This is a genomic window from Mesorhizobium sp. M7A.F.Ca.US.008.03.1.1, from assembly GCF_003997495.1.
In the GTDB taxonomy this organism is placed as follows: domain Bacteria; phylum Pseudomonadota; class Alphaproteobacteria; order Rhizobiales; family Rhizobiaceae; genus Mesorhizobium.
Window position 1 is genome coordinate 287,802 of the sequence record NZ_RZRU01000003.1, and the last position, 17,868, is coordinate 305,669.

General features: G+C 63.8%; 16 protein-coding genes. 10 read left to right on the top strand and 6 right to left on the bottom strand.

Features of this window, described 5'->3' with window-relative positions:
* The first annotated feature begins 17 nt into the window (after nucleotides 1-17).
* From EOA16_RS06920 to EOA16_RS06935, 4 genes are all read left to right on the top strand, one after another.
* A complete protein-coding gene (locus tag EOA16_RS06920) occupies nucleotides 18-1,085 on the top strand; it encodes an ABC transporter permease (RefSeq protein ID WP_127256611.1) in 1,068 nt (355 codons plus the stop codon).
* A gap of 196 nt (nucleotides 1,086-1,281) precedes the next feature.
* Nucleotides 1,282-2,208, top strand: coding sequence for a nickel transporter permease (gene nikC / locus EOA16_RS06925; RefSeq protein WP_127256613.1), 927 nt, complete (start codon nucleotides 1,282-1,284; stop codon nucleotides 2,206-2,208).
* Nucleotides 2,209-2,218: 10 nt separating this feature from the next.
* A complete protein-coding gene (locus tag EOA16_RS06930; protein WP_127256615.1) occupies nucleotides 2,219-3,064 on the top strand; it encodes an ABC transporter ATP-binding protein in 846 nt (281 codons plus the stop codon).
* Nucleotides 3,061-3,810: an ABC transporter ATP-binding protein gene (locus EOA16_RS06935; protein ID WP_127256617.1), complete on the top strand. Its 750-nt coding sequence runs from the start codon at nucleotides 3,061-3,063 to the stop codon at nucleotides 3,808-3,810. Before EOA16_RS06930 ends, EOA16_RS06935 begins: the two co-directional genes overlap by 4 nt.
* A gap of 6 nt (nucleotides 3,811-3,816) precedes the next feature.
* Here EOA16_RS06935 and EOA16_RS06940 read toward each other — a convergent pair whose 3' ends face one another.
* Genes EOA16_RS06940 through EOA16_RS06950 form a run of 3 tightly spaced genes read right to left on the bottom strand, consistent with a single transcriptional unit; the run spans nucleotide 3,817 to nucleotide 9,130 of the window.
* A complete protein-coding gene (locus tag EOA16_RS06940; protein ID WP_127256619.1) occupies nucleotides 3,817-6,918 on the bottom strand; it encodes an efflux RND transporter permease subunit in 3,102 nt (1,033 codons plus the stop codon).
* Nucleotides 6,915-7,994 (bottom strand): efflux RND transporter periplasmic adaptor subunit, encoded by a 1,080-nt coding sequence (locus tag EOA16_RS06945; RefSeq protein WP_127256621.1) that lies wholly within the window; start codon nucleotides 7,992-7,994, stop codon nucleotides 6,915-6,917. The genes EOA16_RS06940 and EOA16_RS06945 overlap by 4 nt, the downstream gene beginning before the upstream one ends.
* Entirely contained in the window at nucleotides 7,991-9,130 is a 1,140-nt protein-coding gene (locus EOA16_RS06950; protein WP_127256623.1) for an efflux RND transporter periplasmic adaptor subunit, read from the bottom strand. The genes EOA16_RS06945 and EOA16_RS06950 overlap by 4 nt, the downstream gene beginning before the upstream one ends.
* Before the next feature lie 240 nt (nucleotides 9,131-9,370).
* On the opposite strand from EOA16_RS06950, the gene EOA16_RS06955 reads away from it, so the two are divergent.
* Nucleotides 9,371-10,648 carry a 4-aminobutyrate--2-oxoglutarate transaminase gene (locus EOA16_RS06955; RefSeq protein ID WP_127256625.1) on the top strand — a complete coding sequence of 426 codons (1,278 nt, stop codon included), beginning with the start codon at nucleotides 9,371-9,373 and terminating at the stop codon, nucleotides 10,646-10,648.
* 23 nt (nucleotides 10,649-10,671) lie between these two features.
* On the opposite strand, the gene EOA16_RS06960 is transcribed toward EOA16_RS06955, so the two are convergent.
* The 3 genes from EOA16_RS06960 to EOA16_RS06970 all read right to left on the bottom strand — a co-directional run bounded on the left by EOA16_RS06960 (nucleotide 10,672) and on the right by EOA16_RS06970 (nucleotide 12,576).
* Nucleotides 10,672-10,983 carry a type II toxin-antitoxin system RelE/ParE family toxin gene (locus EOA16_RS06960; protein WP_127256627.1) on the bottom strand — a complete coding sequence of 104 codons (312 nt, stop codon included), beginning with the start codon at nucleotides 10,981-10,983 and terminating at the stop codon, nucleotides 10,672-10,674.
* Nucleotides 10,983-11,240, bottom strand: coding sequence for a type II toxin-antitoxin system ParD family antitoxin (locus EOA16_RS06965; RefSeq protein WP_127256629.1), 258 nt, complete (start codon nucleotides 11,238-11,240; stop codon nucleotides 10,983-10,985). The genes EOA16_RS06960 and EOA16_RS06965 overlap by 1 nt, the downstream gene beginning before the upstream one ends.
* 82 nt (nucleotides 11,241-11,322) lie before the next feature.
* A complete protein-coding gene (locus EOA16_RS06970) occupies nucleotides 11,323-12,576 on the bottom strand; it encodes an FAD-dependent oxidoreductase (RefSeq protein ID WP_127256631.1) in 1,254 nt (417 codons plus the stop codon).
* 432 nt (nucleotides 12,577-13,008) lie between these two features.
* Between EOA16_RS06970 and EOA16_RS06975 the strand changes: the two genes are divergently transcribed.
* The 5 genes from EOA16_RS06975 (at nucleotide 13,009) to EOA16_RS06995 (ending at nucleotide 17,867) form a co-directional block, all read left to right on the top strand.
* Nucleotides 13,009-14,298, top strand: coding sequence for an imelysin family protein (locus tag EOA16_RS06975; RefSeq protein WP_127256633.1), 1,290 nt, complete (start codon nucleotides 13,009-13,011; stop codon nucleotides 14,296-14,298).
* Between the two features lie 113 nt (nucleotides 14,299-14,411).
* Nucleotides 14,412-14,723, top strand: a complete 312-nt coding sequence (locus EOA16_RS06980) for a (2Fe-2S)-binding protein (protein WP_023811421.1) — start codon at nucleotides 14,412-14,414, stop codon at nucleotides 14,721-14,723.
* Nucleotides 14,689-15,174 (top strand): bacterioferritin, encoded by a 486-nt coding sequence (gene bfr / locus EOA16_RS06985; protein WP_013527914.1) that lies wholly within the window; start codon nucleotides 14,689-14,691, stop codon nucleotides 15,172-15,174. Before EOA16_RS06980 ends, bfr begins: the two co-directional genes overlap by 35 nt.
* A 12-nt stretch (nucleotides 15,175-15,186) precedes the next feature.
* Entirely contained in the window at nucleotides 15,187-16,788 is a 1,602-nt protein-coding gene (locus EOA16_RS06990; protein ID WP_127256635.1) for a di-heme oxidoredictase family protein, read from the top strand.
* Nucleotides 16,788-17,867, top strand: a complete 1,080-nt coding sequence (locus EOA16_RS06995; RefSeq protein ID WP_127256637.1) for an imelysin family protein — start codon at nucleotides 16,788-16,790, stop codon at nucleotides 17,865-17,867. Before EOA16_RS06990 ends, EOA16_RS06995 begins: the two co-directional genes overlap by 1 nt.
* Nucleotide 17,868 lies beyond the last annotated feature (1 nt).

A 17,868-nucleotide genomic window follows, 5' to 3' on the forward strand; every position in this document is an offset into this window, starting at 1 on the left:
GCTCGCGGACACGCCGCATGAGCGCGGTTGAAAAAGAAGTGGCGGCGGGGCGCGGCAGCGCCCGTGCCGTTGCTATTGCATCATCGCTTGGCCGTTTCCTGGTTATCGCGATCACGACCTATCTTGGTCTGCTCGCGGTCACCTTCTTCATCGGTCGCGTCATTCCGATCGACCCGGTGCTGGCGGTGCTCGGCGACCGGGCGCCTGCCAATGTCGTCGAGCGTACGCGCCGCGAGATGGGCCTCGATTTGCCGCTGGTCGAGCAATTCTACATCTATGTGAAGAATGCGCTGAGCGGCAATTTCGGCGTCTCCGTGCTGACCACCAATCCGGTCATGACGGATATCCGCCGGGCGCTTCCGGCCACGACGGAACTGGCGACGCTCGGAACGCTGATCGGCGCGCTGTTCGGCGTGCCGCTCGGCGTGCTGGCCGCGGTCAGGCGCGGCAGCCTCATCGACCAGATCGTGCGCGTCATCGGCCTGATCGGTTATTCTGTGCCGATCTTCTGGCTGGGGCTGCTGGGGCTGGTGCTGTTTTACGCCAAGCTGCAATGGGTTGCCTTCCCGGCGAGGCTCGACATCGTCTACGAATACACCTTTACGCCGATCACCGGCTTCTATCTCCTCGACTCAGCGATGCAGGGGCAGTGGGACGTTTTTTACGACGCCTTCCGCCACATCATCCTGCCGGCCTCGCTGCTCGGCTATTTCTCGCTCGCCTATATCAGCCGCATGACACGCTCGTTCATGCTCAACGAATTGTCGCAGGAATACATCGTCGCGGCGCGCGCCAAGGGCCTGTCGGAAACCCGCATCATCTGGGGCCACGCGCTGCGCAATGCGGCGGTGCCCATGGTGACGGTGATCGCGCTCTCCTATGCCGGACTGCTCGAAGGTTCGGTGCTGACCGAGACGGTGTTCTCGTGGCCGGGCATCGGCCTTTACATCACCAATTCGCTGCAGAACGCCGACATGAATGCGGTGCTCGGCGGCACCATCGTCATCGGCTCGGTGTTCATCGCCATCAATCTGCTCTCCGACCTGCTCTACCGCGTTCTCGATCCGAGGACGAAGGTAAGATGAGCAGAGGTATGCTACTTTCGGGCCCAACTGCGGCCAATCACCCCCACTCCGGCCCTTCGGGCCACCTCTCCCCCTGCCCGGGGGAGAGGAAAAGCCGGCCGCACGCTTGGCGCCTTTCCTCTCCCCCGTCGAGCGGGGGAGAGGTGGTCTGCGAAGCAGACCGGAGTGGGGGTCGACAGCTCCAAGAGGCATCGTCATGACCGCCTCCGACGCCCGCCCTATCTCTCGTCGCGACTGGCTGCTCAGCGAGCGGCCGGCCTCGCGCATGCAGGCAAGGCTCGGCCGCGCCTATGTGGCGTGGCGGCGCTTTTCCGCCAACCGGCTGGCCTTTCTCGGCCTGCTCATCATCATTGCCCTGCTGGTCATCGCCGCCCTTGCCGGCGTGCTGGCACCTTATTCTCCGACGTTCGGCGACCTGAAGAACGCGCGCCTGCTGGCGCCGAGCGCCGAGCACTGGTTCGGCACCGACGATCTCGGCCGCGATATCCTGTCGCGCATCCTCTACGGCTCGCGCTGGACGCTTTATGTGGTCATCCTGGTCGCCATCATCGCGGCACCGATCGGCCTTCTGGTCGGCACGGTGGCCGGCTATGCCGGCGGCTGGACCGACGCCATCCTGATGCGCATCACCGACATCTTTCTCGCCTTTCCCAAGCTGATCCTGGCGCTGGCCTTTGTCGCAGCACTTGGCCCCGGCATCGAGAATGCGGTGCTGGCCATCGCCATCACCTCATGGCCGCCCTACGCCCGCATTGCGCGGGCAGAGACGCTGACGGTGCGTAATTCCGATTACATCAAGGCGGTGCAACTGATGGGCGCTTCGCCCTTCCGCATCGTGCTGCGCCATATCATGCCGCTTTGCATTTCGTCCCTGATCGTCAGGGTGACGCTCGACATGGCCGGCATCATCCTGACCGCCGCCGGGCTCGGTTTCCTCGGCCTCGGCGCGCAGCCGCCGCTGCCCGAATGGGGCACCATGATCGCGTCCGGCCGCCGCTTCGTGCTCGACCAGTGGTGGGTGGCCGGTGCGCCGGGCTTCGCCATCCTCATCGTCAGCCTCGGCTTCAATCTGCTCGGCGACGGCCTGCGCGACGCGCTCGATCCCCGTAGTGGTGACCAATGAGCGGCGACCAATGAGTACGGGGACGAAAACGCTTCTCGACGTCGACGACCTGCGCGTCACTTTCCCGACCCGCACCGGGCTTATAGAAGCAGTGCGCGGCGTTTCCTTTTCGCTCGGCCGCGAACGGCTCGGCATCGTCGGCGAGTCCGGCTCGGGCAAATCGCAAACCGGCCGCGCCATTATGGGCCTGACGCCGCCGCAGGCGCGGATATCGGCCAACAAGCTCACCTTCGACGGCATCGACCTGCTCAGCGTCTCGTCGCGCGAACGCCGGGCGCTGCGCGGGAAGCGCATCGCCATGATCCTGCAGGATCCGAAATACTCGCTCGACCCGGTGATGAGCATCGGCCGCCAGATCGTCGAGACGCTGCGCACCCATGAAAAGGTCGGCAAGGCCGAGGCACGCGACCGCGCATTGGCCATGCTGGAGGCTGTGCAGATCCGTGATCCCTCTCGCGTCTTCAACCTGCATCCGCATGAAGTTTCGGGCGGCATGGGCCAGCGCGCCATGATTGCCATGATGCTGATCGCCGGTCCGGAAATGATGATCGCCGACGAGCCGACCTCGGCGCTCGACGTCACCGTGCAGCTTGATGTGCTAGGCATTCTCGACCGGCTGGTCAGTGAGCGCGGCATGGGGCTGATCTTCATCTCGCACGATCTGCGCCTGGTCTCGTCCTTCTGCGATCGCGTCATCGTCATGTATGCTGGCAAGGTGGTCGAGCAGCTCAACGCATCCGAACTCGGCCAGGCCCAGCACCCCTACACGCGCGGCCTGCTCAATTGCATGCCCAAGATTGGCGCCGACCGCCACCCGCTGCCGGTGCTCGACCGCAAGCCGGAGTGGGCGGCATGACTTCTGCGATTGCCGTCGACAGGCTGGAAGTGATCTTCGACCGTTTTCGCGCACTGAAGGGCGTCAGCCTCGACGTGCAGCCGGGCGAATCTTTTGGCCTGGTCGGCGAATCCGGTTCGGGCAAATCGACGCTGCTGCGTGCGATTGCCGGGCTTGCGCCGGCCGCTTCGGGCAGCATCGCCGTCAATGGCAAGACGCTCGGGTCACGCCGCGACAAGGCCTTCTACCGCGAAGTGCAAATGGTCTTCCAGGATCCGTACGGGTCGCTGCATCCGCGCCAGACCGTCGACCGGCTGCTGCAGGAGCCGCTTGCCATCCATGGCTTTGCCGACGGCGAAAAGCGTATCCAGCGGGCGTTGGACGAAGTCGGCCTCGGCAACGGCTTCCGCTTCCGCTATTCGCACCAATTGTCCGGCGGCCAGCGCCAGCGCGTGGCGATCGCCCGTGCGCTGATCCTCGAACCGTCGATCCTGCTGCTCGATGAGCCGACCTCGGCGCTCGACGCCTCGGTGCAGGCTGAGGTGCTTAACCTTCTGGAAGAGGTCCGCAGGCGGCGCAAGCTGACCTTCCTGATGGTCAGCCACGACCTCGCCATCATCACCCATATGTGCGAGCGGCTGATGGTGATGCAAAGCGGCGAGGCGGTGGAGAACCTGGCGGCGGCGGATCTCGTCGAGCGCCGCGTGGCCAAGGACTATACGCGCAACCTGCTGAGAGCGAGCGACGGGTTTGTGAGAACGGCGTGAGCAGCCTCAGGCGGCGCCGCTTTCCGGTATGGCATCACCTGTCGGTTCAGCACTATCCTGCCTCTGCTTCGGCTCCCTGATCCTGAACCACGTCACATAAAGCGCCGGCAGGAACAGCAGCGTGATCGCCGTGCCGGCGATGATGCCGCCCATCATGGCATAGGCCATCGGCCCCCAGAACACTTCGCGCGCGATCGGGATCAGCGCCAGGCTGGCGGCCGCCGCCGTCAGTGCGATCGGCCGCATGCGGTGTTCCGTCGCCTCGATGACGGCCGCCCAGCGGTCCTTGCCCTCGGCGACCAGATCCTCGATCTGCACGATCAGGATGACCGAGTTGCGGATCAGGATGCCGATCAGCGCCAGCACCCCGAGAATGGCGACGAAGCCCAGCGGCGCGCCGCTCGGCACCAGGGCGGCCACCACGCCGATCAGCCCCAGCGGTGCAACCGCGACGACCAGGAACAGGCGCTGGAAGCTCTGCAACTGCACCATCAGGATGGTCGCCATGACGAACAGCATCAACGGCACCACGGCGGCGATCGGTCCCTGGCTTTTGGCGCTTTCCTCGACTGAGCCGGCGGTCTCGATCGAATAGCCCGGCGGCAGCTTGGCGATGAAGGCATCGACCGATGGTTTCAGTTCGTTGACGACGGTGGCCGGCAGCACGTCACCAACCAGGCCGGCCCGCACGGTGATCGTCGGAATGCGGTCGCGCCGCCACACCGTCGGTTGCTCCAGGTCGTAGCGGAAGTTGGCGACCGCCGCGAGCGGGATCGCCTCGCCGCTGCTGGTCGGCAACTGCATGTTCTGCAATGTTTCGATCGAACCGCGCTCAGCCCCGCGGGAGCGCGCCACCACATTGATCAGATAGGTGGCGTCGCGCACCTGCGTGATGGTGGCGCCGCCGACCGTGCTGTTGAGCGCGCTGGCGATGTCGGAAGAGGTGATGCCAAGCTGGCGCGCCTTGTCCTGCAGTACGTCGACTCTCAGTACACGCTGCGGCTCGATCCAGTCGAAGGTCGGCGCGGCAAGCTTGGGATTGGCCGAGATGACACCGGCGAATTGCTGCGCCAGTTCGCGCACCGTCTGGATGTCGGGACCGCCGACGCGGTACTGCACCGGGCGGCCGACCGGCGGTCCGAGTTCGAGCGGCTTGACGAAGGCGTCAGTGCCGACGAATTCCTCGCGCAGCAGCTTTTCCAGCGCCGGCTTCACCCGGTTGCGCGCCTCGATGCTCTTGGTAACGATGACGGTCTGGCCGAAATAGGGGTTGGCCGGCTGCACGTCATACGCCAGCACGAAGCGCACCGCGCCCTGGCCGATATAGGACGAGAAATGGTCGATGTCGGCATTGCCGACCAGCGCCCGCTGCTCGAACCGCTCCATCTGTTCGCGCGTGTCGGCGATCGATGAGTTCTGCGGCAGGTTCCAGTCGACGATCAGTTCCGGCCGGTCCGATGGCGGGAAGAACTGCTGCTGCACCAGGCCGAAACCGGCGATCGAGGCGGCGAACAACAGCACCGTGGCGATGATGGTCAGCCAGTGATGGCGCACCGAGCCGACAAGCACGCGCCGGAACAGCGCGGTGAAGCGGCCCGGCTGGTCGTGATGCTTGGTCTTCATCGTCGCCGGCAGGATGGTGACGCCAAGCAGTGGCGCAAACAGCACCGCCACGATCCAGGACACCAGCAGTGACACGGCGATGACGACGAACAGGGTGAAGGTGTACTCGCCGGCGGCGCTGTTGTTGAGGCCGATCGGAATGAAGCCGGCGACCGTCACCAGCGTGCCGGTCAGCATCGGAAAGGCGGTCGAGGTGTAGACATAGGTCGCCGCCTTGCGCAGATTGTCGCCGACCTCCAGTCGCGCAACCATCATCTCGACCGCGATCATCGCGTCATCGACCAGAAGCCCGAGCGCGATGATCAGTGCGCCAAGCGAAATGCGCTGCAGCGAGATGCCGAGATAGGCCATCACCGTGAAGGTGATGGCCAGCACCAGGGGGATCGACAGCGCCACGACGAAGCCGGCGCGCATGCCGAGGCTGATGAACGACACCGCGAGCACGATGGCCACCGCCTCGAACAGGGCGCGCGTGAAGCCCGAGACGGCTTCCTCGACGATGACCGGCTGGTCGGCGACCAAATGCACACCGACGCCGACCGGCAGGTCGGCCAGCACCTTGTCCATCTCCTTGTGCAGGGCGTCGCCGAACTGCAGCAGATTGGCGTTGGGCTTCATGCCGATGGCGAGCCCGATCGCATCCTGGCCGTTGAAGCGGAACAGCGCCGCCGGCGGATCGACATAGCCGCGCGTGATCGTCGCCACGTCGCTCAGCCGGAAGAAGCGGTCGTTGACGCGCAGATTGATGGCGCGAAGGCTGTCCTCGGAAGTGAACTGGCCGCCGACACGCACGCTGATGCGCTCCGGCCCGGACTGGATGACACCGGATGGCGTAATCGCGTTCTGCGCCTGCAGGCTTGCCACGATCGCCTGTTGGTTGAGGCCAAGCGCCGCGATCTGGCGGGTCGAGAATTCGAGATAGATTGCCTCGTCCTGGGCGCCGACTAGGTCGACCTTGCCTGCATTCGGAACGGTGAGGATTTTGGTGCGGACGTCCTCGACATAGTCGCGCAGCTGGCGCGGCGTCAGCCCGTCCGATGTGAAGGCGTAGATGTTGCCGTAGACGTCGCCGAAGCGGTCGTTGAAGAATGGTCCCTGCACGCCCTGCGGAAATTGCGAGCGGATGTCGTTGACCATGTTGCGGACCTGAATCCAATTCGGCACGACATCGCGCGCCTTGGTGGTGTCTTTCAGGTTGACGAAGATGACGGTCTGGCCGGCGGTTGTGACGGACTTGGTGTAGTCGAGGCTGTCGAGCTCCTCGAGCTTCTTCTCGATGCGGTCGGTCACCTGCTGCACGGTCTCCTTGACCGAGGCGCCCGGCCAGTTGGCCTGGATGATCATCGTCTTGATGGTGAAGTTGGGGTCTTCCTCACGGCCAAGATTGAGGTAGGAGAACACGCCGGCAACGACGAAGACCAGCATGAAATACCAGACCATGGAGCGGTGGCTGAGCGCCCAGTCGGAGAGATTGAAGCCTTTCATGAGGCCCCTCCCTCGGGCACTTTCACCTTCTGGCCTTCGCTCAGGCTATGGACGCCGGCGGTGACCACACGCATTCCGGCTTCAAGCCCTTCGGCCACCGTGAAGGTGCCGCCATTCTTCGACGCGATCTTGATGTCGCGTGCGCTCACACTCGATGTCTGCGGATCGACGATCCACACTTTGTCGGAACCGTTCTTTTCGAGCAGCGCCGACATGGGCAGCTCGATCGTCGGTGCCACCTTGGTCATGCGGGTCGCCGTCACCGTCGAGCCGAGCCTGAAGGACTGCGGCGGATCGGTGAGCGTCAGCTTGACACGCCGCGTGCGGGTCGAGCCCTCGGACTGCGGCGCGATCTCGCGCAGCTTGGCCTCGGTCTGGATTGTCGGCAGCGACTGCAGGATAACCTGGAACGGCGTGCCGGCCGCGAGATCGCCGGTCAACTGGTCGGGAATGTCGACCACCGCCTCGCGTAGGTCCGAACGCGCCACGGTGACAACCGTCTGGCCGGGCGAGACCGTCTGGCCAACTTCGGCGCCAACAGCGGTGACGACGCCGTCGAAATCCGAGAACAGCCTGGCATAACCCAGCTGTTCCTGCGATTTGGCAAGCGAAGCCTTGGCCCGCTCGACACCGGCCTCCGTGGCTTTGCGCGCCTGCTGCGCGGCATCGAAGACAGCTTGCGTGGTATTGGCCGAGGTAAGCAGCTGGCGCTGCCGTTCCTCGCTGGCGGCGGCGTTGGCGAACTGTGCCCCGGCGTTGGAGAGCTCTGCCTTGGCCGCCTGGACAGCCAGCTCCATCGCGGTCGGATCGAGTGCTGCGATGGTCGTGCCCCTGCTGACGATGTCGCCCACGTTGACGTCGCGCGAGACAACCCGGCCAAGCAGGCGGAAGGCAAGGTCGGCACTGACCTGTGGCTCGACAGAACCGGCGAACCCGAAGACCTGGGTGGTGCGTGGCTCAATCACCATCGACAGCACTGGCCGGATGATCTCCGGCGGCTTTTCATCGGACTTCGAGCAGGACGCGAGCGTGCCGAGCACAAGCACGCCAAGCAGGATGTGCGGCAGCCGGCTCATTGGCCCGCTCCCGATATCTCGATCGTCTGCCCAGGGCTGAGCAACTGTCCGCCAGCGGTGACGACACTCTGGCCCTCGGCCAATCCCTTGGCGATCACGACCGTGCCTGAATCGAACGCCAGCACCTCGACCGGCGCCATTGTCACCGCCTTGGTCGAGGTGTCGACGACCCACACCGCCGGCTTACCGGCACTGGATGTCAGCGCCTGCCAAGGCAGCAGGATCGCCTTTGCCGGCTTCGCGCTGACCGAACCTATGACGGCTGCTCCCAGCGGCATGCCTGTGGGCGTGTCGGGAATGGCGACCTTGACCCTGATCGAGCCCGAAGCCGGGTCGACCGCTGGCGAGATTTCGCGGACCTTGCCCGTCGCCCTGACCTGCGGATCGGACAGCAGCGTGATCGTCACCGCCGGCGAAGCTGGTGTCTTGGCGACCAGCGTCTCCTGCACGTTGAATACCGCATCGCGGTCGCCGTCCTCGGCGACTGTGAAGACGGTTTGCGCGGCTTGCACCACCTGTCCGGCTTCGATCTGGCGGGCGGTGATCACGCCGGCGGCGCCGGCCTTGAGTTCGGTGAAGGACAGGTTCTGCTGGGCATTGGCGAATGCGCTCTGCGCTGCCTCGACGCTGCCTCGTGCCACCTTCAGTGCCTGGTCGGCGGCATCATAGTCACGCCTGGTGGTGAAGCCCTGGGCAAGCAATGTCTTTTGCCGCTCGAAGGCGGCGGCGGACTGGGTCAATTGCGCCTGCGCGGCGTCGAGATCGGCCTGTGCCGATCGCAAATCGGATTCCTGTTCCTGCGGGTCGATGCGGGCAAGCATGGTGCCCTGGTCGACATGCTGGCCGACATCGACAAGCCGCTCGGCGACGCGGCCTCCGACCCGGAACGACAGATTGTTCAGCGTGCGCGCCGCGATCACCCCGGTCAGCGAGGTTCTCGGCGCATAGTCGGCCATCGCCACCGTTTCGGTGCGCACCATCACCGGAAGTTTTTTGGCCGCTGCTTCCTGCTTCTGGCAGCCTGCCAGCAGAAGGGCCGCCGAGCAGGCGATAAGCGCTGAGGCGATTGGAAACGACAAAAGGCTGGAGATTTTGACCGATGGCGGCGAGACGGACGATGTCACGTTCCTGCTCATGGGTTCCCCCGGCTGCGGGCGGCTCGCTGATCGCAATGTCTCGCGAATATAGGGGAAGATAATCGATCCTCGGAAAAAGGAAACCGGTCTCGTACGTGTATCGCCCGACAGTCTATGCGTCGGACCCCACCCGTCACAGGCCCAATCGCCTGCCGGTGGTGCCGACTTGAGCAAAACGTGAAATAAGGTCAGAAGACATCTGATCAAACAAGAACGGGCGCCGGCCCGATGAGGGATATCATGAAGAACGCAGCCATTTCCGAACGCAAGAACCAGTCGATTTCCCGCGGCGTCGGCATGACCACGCAGATCTATGCCGACCGGGCCGAGAATTCGGAGATCTGGGATGTCGAAGGCCGCCGCTACATCGATTTCTCGTCGGGTATCGCCGTCGTCAACACCGGTCACCGCCACCCCAGGGTGATCGAGGCGGTCAAGGCGCAGCTCGACCGCTTCACGCACACCTGCCATCAGGTGGTGCCCTATGAGAGCTATGTGCGCCTGGCCGAACGACTGAACGGCATGCTGCCCGGCAAGTTCGAGAAGAAGACGATCTTCGTCACCACTGGGGCCGAGGCGGTCGAGAACGCCATCAAGATCGCCCGCAACGCCACCGGCCGTCAGGCCGTCATCGCCTTCGCCGGCGGTTTCCATGGCCGCACCTTCATGGGCATGGCACTGACCGGCAAGGTCGTGCCCTACAAGGTCGGCTTCGGCGCCATGCCGGGCGACGTCTACCATGCGCCGTTCCCTGTGCCGCTGCACGGTGTGTCTACAGCCGATTCGCTCGCAGCACTCGACCGGCTGTTCAAGGCCGATGTCGATCCGGCTCGCGTCGCCGCCATCATCATCGAGCCGGTTCAGGGCGAGGGCGGCTTCTACGACGCGCCGCGTGACTTTCTGGTTGCGCTGCGCAAGCTTTGCGACCAGCACGGCATGCTGCTGATCGCCGACGAAGTGCAGACCGGCTTTGCCCGCACCGGCAAGATGTTTGCGATGGATCACCATGAGGTGGCTGCCGACATCACCACCATGGCCAAGAGCCTGGCCGGCGGTTTTCCCCTGGCGGCGGTCACCGGCCGCGCCGAAATCATGGATGCGCCCGGCCCCGGCGGGCTCGGCGGCACCTATGGCGGCAGCCCGATCGGTGTCGCCGCCGCGCACGCCGTGCTCGACGTGATCGAGGACGAAAAGCTGTGCGACCGCGCCAACACGCTGGGCGCAAGGCTGAAGCAGCGGCTGCAGTCGATCCGTGACGACGTGCCCGAGATCGTCGACATCAGAGGCCTCGGCTTCATGAACGCGGTCGAGTTCAATGACGTCAAGAAAGGCCTGCCGTCGGCCGAGATCGCCAATGCGATCCGGTTGAAGGCGCTCGACAAGGGCCTGATCCTGCTGACCTGCGGCGTCTACGGCAACGTCATCCGCTTCCTGGCGCCGATCACCATCCAGGACGAAGTCATGAACGACGCGCTCGACATTCTGGAAAGCTCGATCCGCGAAGTCTGCGCCGCCTGATCGGCAAGGACGAGCGTTCCGACTCACATGCCCCTGGGCATCTTCTCTTCGTCGAAAATGCCCTCAATGTCGCGCGCGCCGTGCAAAATACGCTCGACGCGCACGTCGTTTTCCTGGGCGATGTAGAAGATCACGTATTTTTGAAACGCGGCGGAGCGCAGACCAGGCCAAAGCTCGGAACGAGGTGTGCCGCCTCGTGGCGCATCCGCTATGCGGCCACATCGTCCCCGAAGCGCCGTTATAAAACGGTGAGCGGCGGCCGGATTTTCAGCATGGATGTAATCGCCGATCTCCTCGATGTCCTGCACTGCTGCAGGCGCAAAACTGAGGGTCATTATTTGCGACTTCCACCGCCGTATTTTTTCTCCAGCCGGTCAAAAACGCTGTTGGCCGGAATGCCTGGTCCGCTTTCTACACCCTTACGGATGTCCTCACGCAGTGCGGCAAGTTTCGCCTGTCGCTGTTCTTCACGTTCCTCCAACAGGCGCAGGCTGTCACGCACCACTTCGCTGGCGCTGGCATAGCGGCCGCTTTCAACCAATTCGCGCACGAATGTTTCGTAGCGAGGTCCGATGCTGTAGCTCGCGGGCATTGGAAAACGCCTCCCATTTTATCCGATATTATCAATATATAATAAATCCATCGAGCCTTTTTGCCAAGGTTCCGGGGGCTCTTCAGCCCGCAACTCGGGCAGGCTCGTTCTGCTGGAATGCGGCCAACGCCGCCTTTAGCCCCTCGGGGCCAGCAGCCACCGTCTGCGGCGTCGGCGAGAAGCCGGCGCCGAGCATCTTGCGCCCAAGCATATGGTCGCCGGGACGGTTCACTGATTCGATGCCGAGCAGCCGGTCGCCGGCATAGTGGTAGATCGAGAACTTGTTGTCGGGCAGGTCGCCCAGCACGACATGGCTGTCGCCGCCGGCGGTCAGGCCGACCATCTGCAGCTTCATGTCGCCGATGTCGGACCAAAACCACGGCACCGCCGAATAGGCGTCGGCATGCCCGGTGATAGTGCGTGCGGCAAGCCGGGCCTGGTCGGTGGCGTTCTGGACCGATTCCAGTCGCACGTCGCCGCCGGTGAACCAGTGTCGGTAAGAGGCAGCATCGCCAATGGCGAGAATCTCCGGCACCGACGTGCGCATCTGGTGATCGACGCGAATGCCATTGGCGATGCCGAGGCCGGCCGCCTGCGCCAGTTCGACATTCGGCACGGCACCAATGCCGACGATGACCATGCGCGCCGGCAGAACTTCGCCTGACGAGGTGATCGCGGCCGCGACATGACCATTTTCGCCATCGAGCCTGGCGATAGAGGTACCGGTAAGGATGCGCACGCCTGTCGCTTCCAGCCGTTGCCGGACGTGGCTCGCCACCACCGGGGCCACGGCGCGGCCGAGCAGCCGGTCCACCGCCTCGACCACTGTCACCGTGCGACCGGTGGCCCGCAGTGTGGCTGCGATCTCCAGCCCGATGAAACCGCCGCCGAGGATGACGACTTCGTCGCTTTGCGCGCTGAGGTCGCGGATCAGCCGCGCATCGGCCAGCGAGCGCAGCGACAGCACCCCGGACAGATCGGCACCGGGCAGCGGCAGCGTGCGCGGGCGCGAGCCTGTCGCCAGGATCAGGTGGTGGAAGGCAATCGCACCACCGCCGGCAATATCCAAGCTGCGACGTCCGGCATCGATGCGATCGATCCTGGCGCCAGGCCGGTAGTCGATGGCGCTGCCGGTATAAAAGGCCTCGCCGCGCAAGGGCTGTGGCTTGGCCTCGGCATCCTTGATGAAGGTCTTCGACAGCGGCGGCTTGTGGTAGGGCAGTTCGTCCTCGTCACCGACGAGGATCACCGGCCCGTCATAGCCGTCCTCGCGCAGACTTGCGGCCGCTTGCACGCCCGCATGACCCGCGCCGACAATGACCACACCGTTCTTCATCGCACTCAATCCCGATTCTACCTTAGGATGTTCCGCCAGATGGCAATTGTCTGGCACCGCTGCAAGCGAGCTTTGCGGGTCGCATCCGGGATGGCGACTGTCAATCGCACAGTTCAGCGGCAAGACCGGTGCAGGAAAGGGCATAAAGTTGACAGTCGTAGTTTAGAATAATTCTAAACTGTTGTTTCAATTGACTTTTCTTGCGGATTGTCATTGACATCCGACGATCTCGCAGCTTTATGGAAGCTCGCGCGTCAGCGCATCCCTTTAATGTCTGGGCCTTGAACCCTTTCGATTGGAGGCATTTTGGTGTCTTTCTTCCGCGAACCGCGCGATGGCGCGGCATCTCTTGCGCCCAGTGGCCCGCAGATGGCCTGGCGCCGGTTGCTGTGCGCGCCGTCTACAGAATTTCGGAGAAACTGGAGAGTGATTATGACAGCACGATATGGCAGCAGGCTTGCGGCGATCGGCGCCACTGCCCTGCTGACGGCGGCGGTATTCGTGTTGCCGGCGAAGGCGGAAACCGATGCAAAGGCCGTCATCAAGACCTATTCCGACATCGCGCTGGCCAAATACGAGGATTCGCTGACCACCGCGCAGGCGCTCGACAAGGCGGTCGACGCGCTGCTCGCCAACCCCTCGGCGGAAACGCTCAATGCAGCCCGTGACGCCTGGAAGGCATCGCGCGTTCCCTACCAGCAGACCGAGGTCTACCGCTTCGGCAACAAGATCGTCGACGACTGGGAAGGCAAGGTGAATTCCTGGCCGCTGGATGAAGGCTTGATCGACTACGTCGCCAAGAGCTACGGCGCCGAATCGGACGCGAACGCGCTCTACACGGCCAATGTGATCGCCAACAAGGAGATCGAGATCAACGGCAAGAAGGTCGATGCATCGAAGCTTTCGCCGGAATTCCTCTCCGGCACGCTGCAGGGAGCCGGCGGCATCGAGGCCAATGTCGCCACCGGCTATCACGCCATCGAATTCCTGCTCTGGGGCCAGGACCTGCATGGCACCGGTCCGGGTGCCGGCGAGCGCCCCTTCACCGACTACGACCTCAAGAACTGCACCGGCGGCAATTGCGACCGCCGCGCCGAGTATCTGAAATCGGCCAGCGACCTTCTGGTTTCGGATCTTCAGGAGATGGTCGGCAACTGGAAGGAAGACGGCGCCGCCCGCAAGGCTCTTGTCGATGGCGAGCCGAACACGGCGATCTCGACGATCTTCACCGGCATGGGCTCGCTGTCCTATGGCGAACTGGCCGGCGAACGCATGAAGCTCGGCCTGCTGCTGCATGATCCGGAAGAGGAGCACGATTGCTTCTCAGACAACACCTACAATTCGCATCTCTACGACGCTATCGGCATTCGCGCGGCCTATCATGCGAGCTACACGCGTCTCGACGGCACTGTCGTTTCGGGTCCTTCGGTGGCCGATATGGTGAAGGCGGCCGATCCGGCGATCGACAAGGAACTGTCTGACAAGCTCGATGTTTCGGTCGCCAAGATGGAGGCGATCAAGGCGCGTGCACTGGCCGGCGAGGCCTATGACCAGCAGATCGCCGAGGACAACATTGAGGGCAACGCCACCGTGCAGGCGGCGATCGATGCGCTGATCGATCAGACCAAGTCGATTGAGCGCGCCGTCGGCTCCCTGAAGCTCAGCACCATCGCCTTCGAAGGGTCCGACAGCCTCGACGCGCCGGACAAGGTGTTCAAGTAAGGGTCGAAAGATAGGAGATTGATCCGGAGCCGGACAACCGGCTCTGGAACGGCCTCCGCTAGAAAATCAAGCCACACGGCGCGGGAGACGCCGTCAGCCAGCCGAGCAAGCCAATGCTGATTTGTCATTGCAATATCATCACCGAGAAGGAGATCGAGCAGACGATCGTCGGGCTGCTGGACCAGGATCCCTGGCAACTGATCGTGCCGGCGAAGATCTATCATGCCATGCAAAAGCGCGGTCGCTGTTGCGGCTGCTTCCCAAATGTGGTGGAAACGATCATTCGGGTCACCGAAAATTACCACGCCCGCTCGGAGGCGAGCGGCGTGGATGTTGTTTCACACCTGGATCGCGTCAGAGGCCTGCGCGTCCAATACGGGAGCAGAATTCATGAAAGGCGATCCGCAGATCATCGAGCGGCTTAACGAGGCCCTTTTTCTGGAACTCGGGGCCGTCAATCAGTACTGGGTGCATTTCCGTCTGCTTGAGGACTGGGGATACGCCAAGCTGGCAAAGAAGGAGCGGGCGGAATCGATCGAGGAGATGCACCATGCCGACAAGCTCGTCGCCCGCATCATCTTCCTTGAAGGCCATCCGAACCTGCAGTCCGTGGCGCCGCTGCGCATCGGGCAGAACGTCAAGGAAGTGCTCGAATCCGACCTTGCCGGCGAATATGACGCACGTACCGCCTACAAGCGCTCGCGCGAAATCTGCAACGACGCCGGCGACTACGTGACGATGAAGCTGTTCGAGGAATTGCTGGCCGACGAGGAGGGTCACATCGACTTTCTCGAGACGCAGCTCGACCTGCTTGCCTCGATCGGCGAGGAGAAATACGGCCAGCTCAACGCCGCATCGGCGGACGAGGCGGAGTAAGGGCATGCGGGAATGCGGCGCCTGCTAGAATTCGTGCGCCGCTCGCGGCGGGCCAATGGCTCGCCGCTTCTTCCAAAGACGCCAGCCGGATTGGCGCCTCGGCGCTGTGTCGTGCTCGTGTTTGCGCTTGCCTCTTCGGCGATGGCGGGTGATCTTCAGCCGGCCGGGCTCGCCACGACGCGCACCGACCTCAATGCGAAGGATCAGGCGCGCGTCATCGCCGTCACCAGGCCGACCACGGATTTTTCCGGGCCAGAGCAGTTCGAGCTGATGCAAGGTGGCGCCGGCACGTCCCGAAAGGACGTCAGCCGCGATTCCTTCTCGCAATCCTCGGCCAACATCACCTTCGAGGAAGAGGGCGACTTCAAACTCGGCAATGCCCTTTTCCGCAAGAACTGGGTCTCGTCGCCATCCTCGACGCAGGCTTCGGACGGGCTCGGCCCGCTGTTCAACGAACGTGCCTGCCAGAACTGTCATCTGAAGGATGGCCGCGGCCGCCCGCCGCAGGGCGACGCCGGCACCACGTCGATGTTCCTGCGGCTGGCCCGCGACGCCAGCAGCGCGCAGGAGACGGCGGCGCTTGCCGACCACGAGGTGCTCAATTTCCCCGACCCGGTCTACGGCACGCAATTGCAGGAGCTCGCCGTACCCGGCCTGCCAGGCGAAGGCAGGATGCATATCGACTATCAGGAATGTAAGGTGGAGCTGACGGACGGCACTGTGATCTCCTTGCGCAAGCCGAGCTATTCGGTTGAAGGCCTTGGCTACGGGCCGATTGACCCACGCACCACGCTGTCGCCGCGCCTGACCCCGCCGATGATCGGCCTGGGCCTGATCGAACAGATCGCGCCGGCTGATATTCTCGCCCACGCCGATCCGGACGACAGGGACGGCGACGGCATTTCCGGCAGGCCGAACATCGTGCGCGATAGCCTGAACGGAGAACTGATGCTCGGCCGCTTCGGCTGGAAGGCGCAGACCGCTTCGATCCGCCAGCAGGCGGCGGACGCCTTTGCCGGCGACATCGGCATCTCGACGCCCGAAGAGCCGAAGCATTGGGGCGATTGCACTGCTGCGGAGGCAAAATGCCTGGCCATGCCGAACGGCGTGCAGCAGCGTCTTGGCCCGGTCGAGGCGCCGTCGCCGGTGATGGATCTCGTCACCTTCTATTCGCAGAACCTGGCCGTGCCGTCGCGCCGGGACCTCGCCCTGCCGGACGTGCTCGCGGGCAAAAAAACATTCTACGAGATCGGCTGCATTGTCTGCCACACGCCGAAATTCGTCACGCGCCGCGATACGCCCAACAAGGCGCAGGCCTTCCAGTTGATCTGGCCCTATTCCGACTTCCTGCTGCACGACATGGGGCCTGATCTGGCCGATGGCCAGGCCGCGGGCGATGCGACGGGCACTGAATGGCGCACGCCGCCGCTGTGGGGCATCGGCCTGACCGAGACGGTCAACGGCAATTCCTTCTTCCTGCATGACGGGCGCGCGCGCAGCCTGACCGAGGCGATCCTGTGGCATGGCGGCGAGGCGCAGAAAGCGCGCGACCGCTTTGCCGCCGCCAGTGCGACTGAGCGTGACGCGCTGCTCAAATTCCTGGAGTCACTGTGATGTTCAAGCGTTCTGCATTGTTTCTCGCTCTTCCGCTGGCCCTGCTGGGCGTTGCCCCTGCGTCGGCGGCGGTCAAAGCCTCCGACATCATCCAGCGGGCGATCGATGGCTTCGTCCGCCCGGCCTATGCCGGCCTGCACGAGCAGGCGGAAGCCTTGACCGGATCCATGCGCAAGCTGTGCGTCACGCCCTCCCAAGGAGAGCTCGATGCGGCACGCGCAGAATTCTCCGCCACCGTCTATGCCTGGTCGTCAGCCGAAATCATCGGCTTCGGGCCGATCAAGGAGAACAACCGGCTGGAACGCATGCTGTTCTGGCCGGATCGCAAGAGCATTGGCCTGAAGCAGGTGCAGGCGGCTCTGTCGGCCAAGGATCCGACCGCCACCGATCCGGCACAACTGGCTGGCAAGAGCGTTGCGATGCAGGGGCTGGGCGCGCTCGAATTCGTTCTTTACGGCGACGGCGCCGATGCACTTGCCGGCAAGGATGATCCCTATCGCTGCGCTTATGGCACTGCTGTTGCCGGCAACGTCGAAACCATGGCTGGCGAGGTCAGCGCAGCCTGGAACAAGCCGGACGGCTTTGCAGCACTTTGGGCCAATCCGGGGCCGCAGAACCCCCTCTACCGCGACGGCAATGAAGCGGTGACCGAACTGGTCGGCGTCTTCGTCAATGAGCTGGAAATGGTGCGCGACGTGCGCTTGAAAGGGTTTTTCGGCGGCAAGCCGGATGCGGACAAGCCGAAACAGGCAATCTACTGGCGCTCGCAAAACACCACCGCGTCACTGGCTGGAAATCTCTCCGGCATCGATACGCTGTTCCAGGCCTCGAAGCTGGGCGATGCCCTGCCGGACGATGCGCGCTGGATGGCCGAATCGATCCACATCCAGCTGGTCAACGGTGTCGCCACCGCCAAGGCCGTCAGCGGTCCAATCGACAAGGAGCTTGCCGATCCGGCGCTGCGCGACAAGCTCGATCATTTCGCGCTGATCACCTCCAGCCTGTCGACCCTGATCGGCACCAGGTTGACCGCCGAATTCGGCCTGACCGCAGGCTTCTCCTCGCTGGATGGGGACTGAA

What these genes read in the sequence shown, in the direction of transcription:
- EOA16_RS06920 (WP_127256611.1), top strand. Translation starts at nt 18, where the DNA reads ATGAGCGCGGTTGAAAAAGAAGTGGCGGCGGGGCGCGGCAGCGCCCGT.
- nikC (WP_127256613.1), top strand. Translation starts at nt 1,282, where the DNA reads ATGACCGCCTCCGACGCCCGCCCTATCTCTCGTCGCGACTGGCTGCTC.
- EOA16_RS06930 (WP_127256615.1), top strand. Translation starts at nt 2,219, where the DNA reads ATGAGTACGGGGACGAAAACGCTTCTCGACGTCGACGACCTGCGCGTC.
- EOA16_RS06935 (WP_127256617.1), top strand. Translation starts at nt 3,061, where the DNA reads ATGACTTCTGCGATTGCCGTCGACAGGCTGGAAGTGATCTTCGACCGT.
- EOA16_RS06940 (WP_127256619.1), bottom strand. Translation starts at nt 6,918, where the DNA reads ATGAAAGGCTTCAATCTCTCCGACTGGGCGCTCAGCCACCGCTCCATG.
- EOA16_RS06945 (WP_127256621.1), bottom strand. Translation starts at nt 7,994, where the DNA reads ATGAGCCGGCTGCCGCACATCCTGCTTGGCGTGCTTGTGCTCGGCACG.
- EOA16_RS06950 (WP_127256623.1), bottom strand. Translation starts at nt 9,130, where the DNA reads ATGAGCAGGAACGTGACATCGTCCGTCTCGCCGCCATCGGTCAAAATC.
- EOA16_RS06955 (WP_127256625.1), top strand. Translation starts at nt 9,371, where the DNA reads ATGAAGAACGCAGCCATTTCCGAACGCAAGAACCAGTCGATTTCCCGC.
- EOA16_RS06960 (WP_127256627.1), bottom strand. Translation starts at nt 10,983, where the DNA reads ATGACCCTCAGTTTTGCGCCTGCAGCAGTGCAGGACATCGAGGAGATC.
- EOA16_RS06965 (WP_127256629.1), bottom strand. Translation starts at nt 11,240, where the DNA reads ATGCCCGCGAGCTACAGCATCGGACCTCGCTACGAAACATTCGTGCGC.
- EOA16_RS06970 (WP_127256631.1), bottom strand. Translation starts at nt 12,576, where the DNA reads ATGAAGAACGGTGTGGTCATTGTCGGCGCGGGTCATGCGGGCGTGCAA.
- EOA16_RS06975 (WP_127256633.1), top strand. Translation starts at nt 13,009, where the DNA reads ATGACAGCACGATATGGCAGCAGGCTTGCGGCGATCGGCGCCACTGCC.
- EOA16_RS06980 (WP_023811421.1), top strand. Translation starts at nt 14,412, where the DNA reads ATGCTGATTTGTCATTGCAATATCATCACCGAGAAGGAGATCGAGCAG.
- bfr (WP_013527914.1), top strand. Translation starts at nt 14,689, where the DNA reads ATGAAAGGCGATCCGCAGATCATCGAGCGGCTTAACGAGGCCCTTTTT.
- EOA16_RS06990 (WP_127256635.1), top strand. Translation starts at nt 15,187, where the DNA reads ATGCGGCGCCTGCTAGAATTCGTGCGCCGCTCGCGGCGGGCCAATGGC.
- EOA16_RS06995 (WP_127256637.1), top strand. Translation starts at nt 16,788, where the DNA reads ATGTTCAAGCGTTCTGCATTGTTTCTCGCTCTTCCGCTGGCCCTGCTG.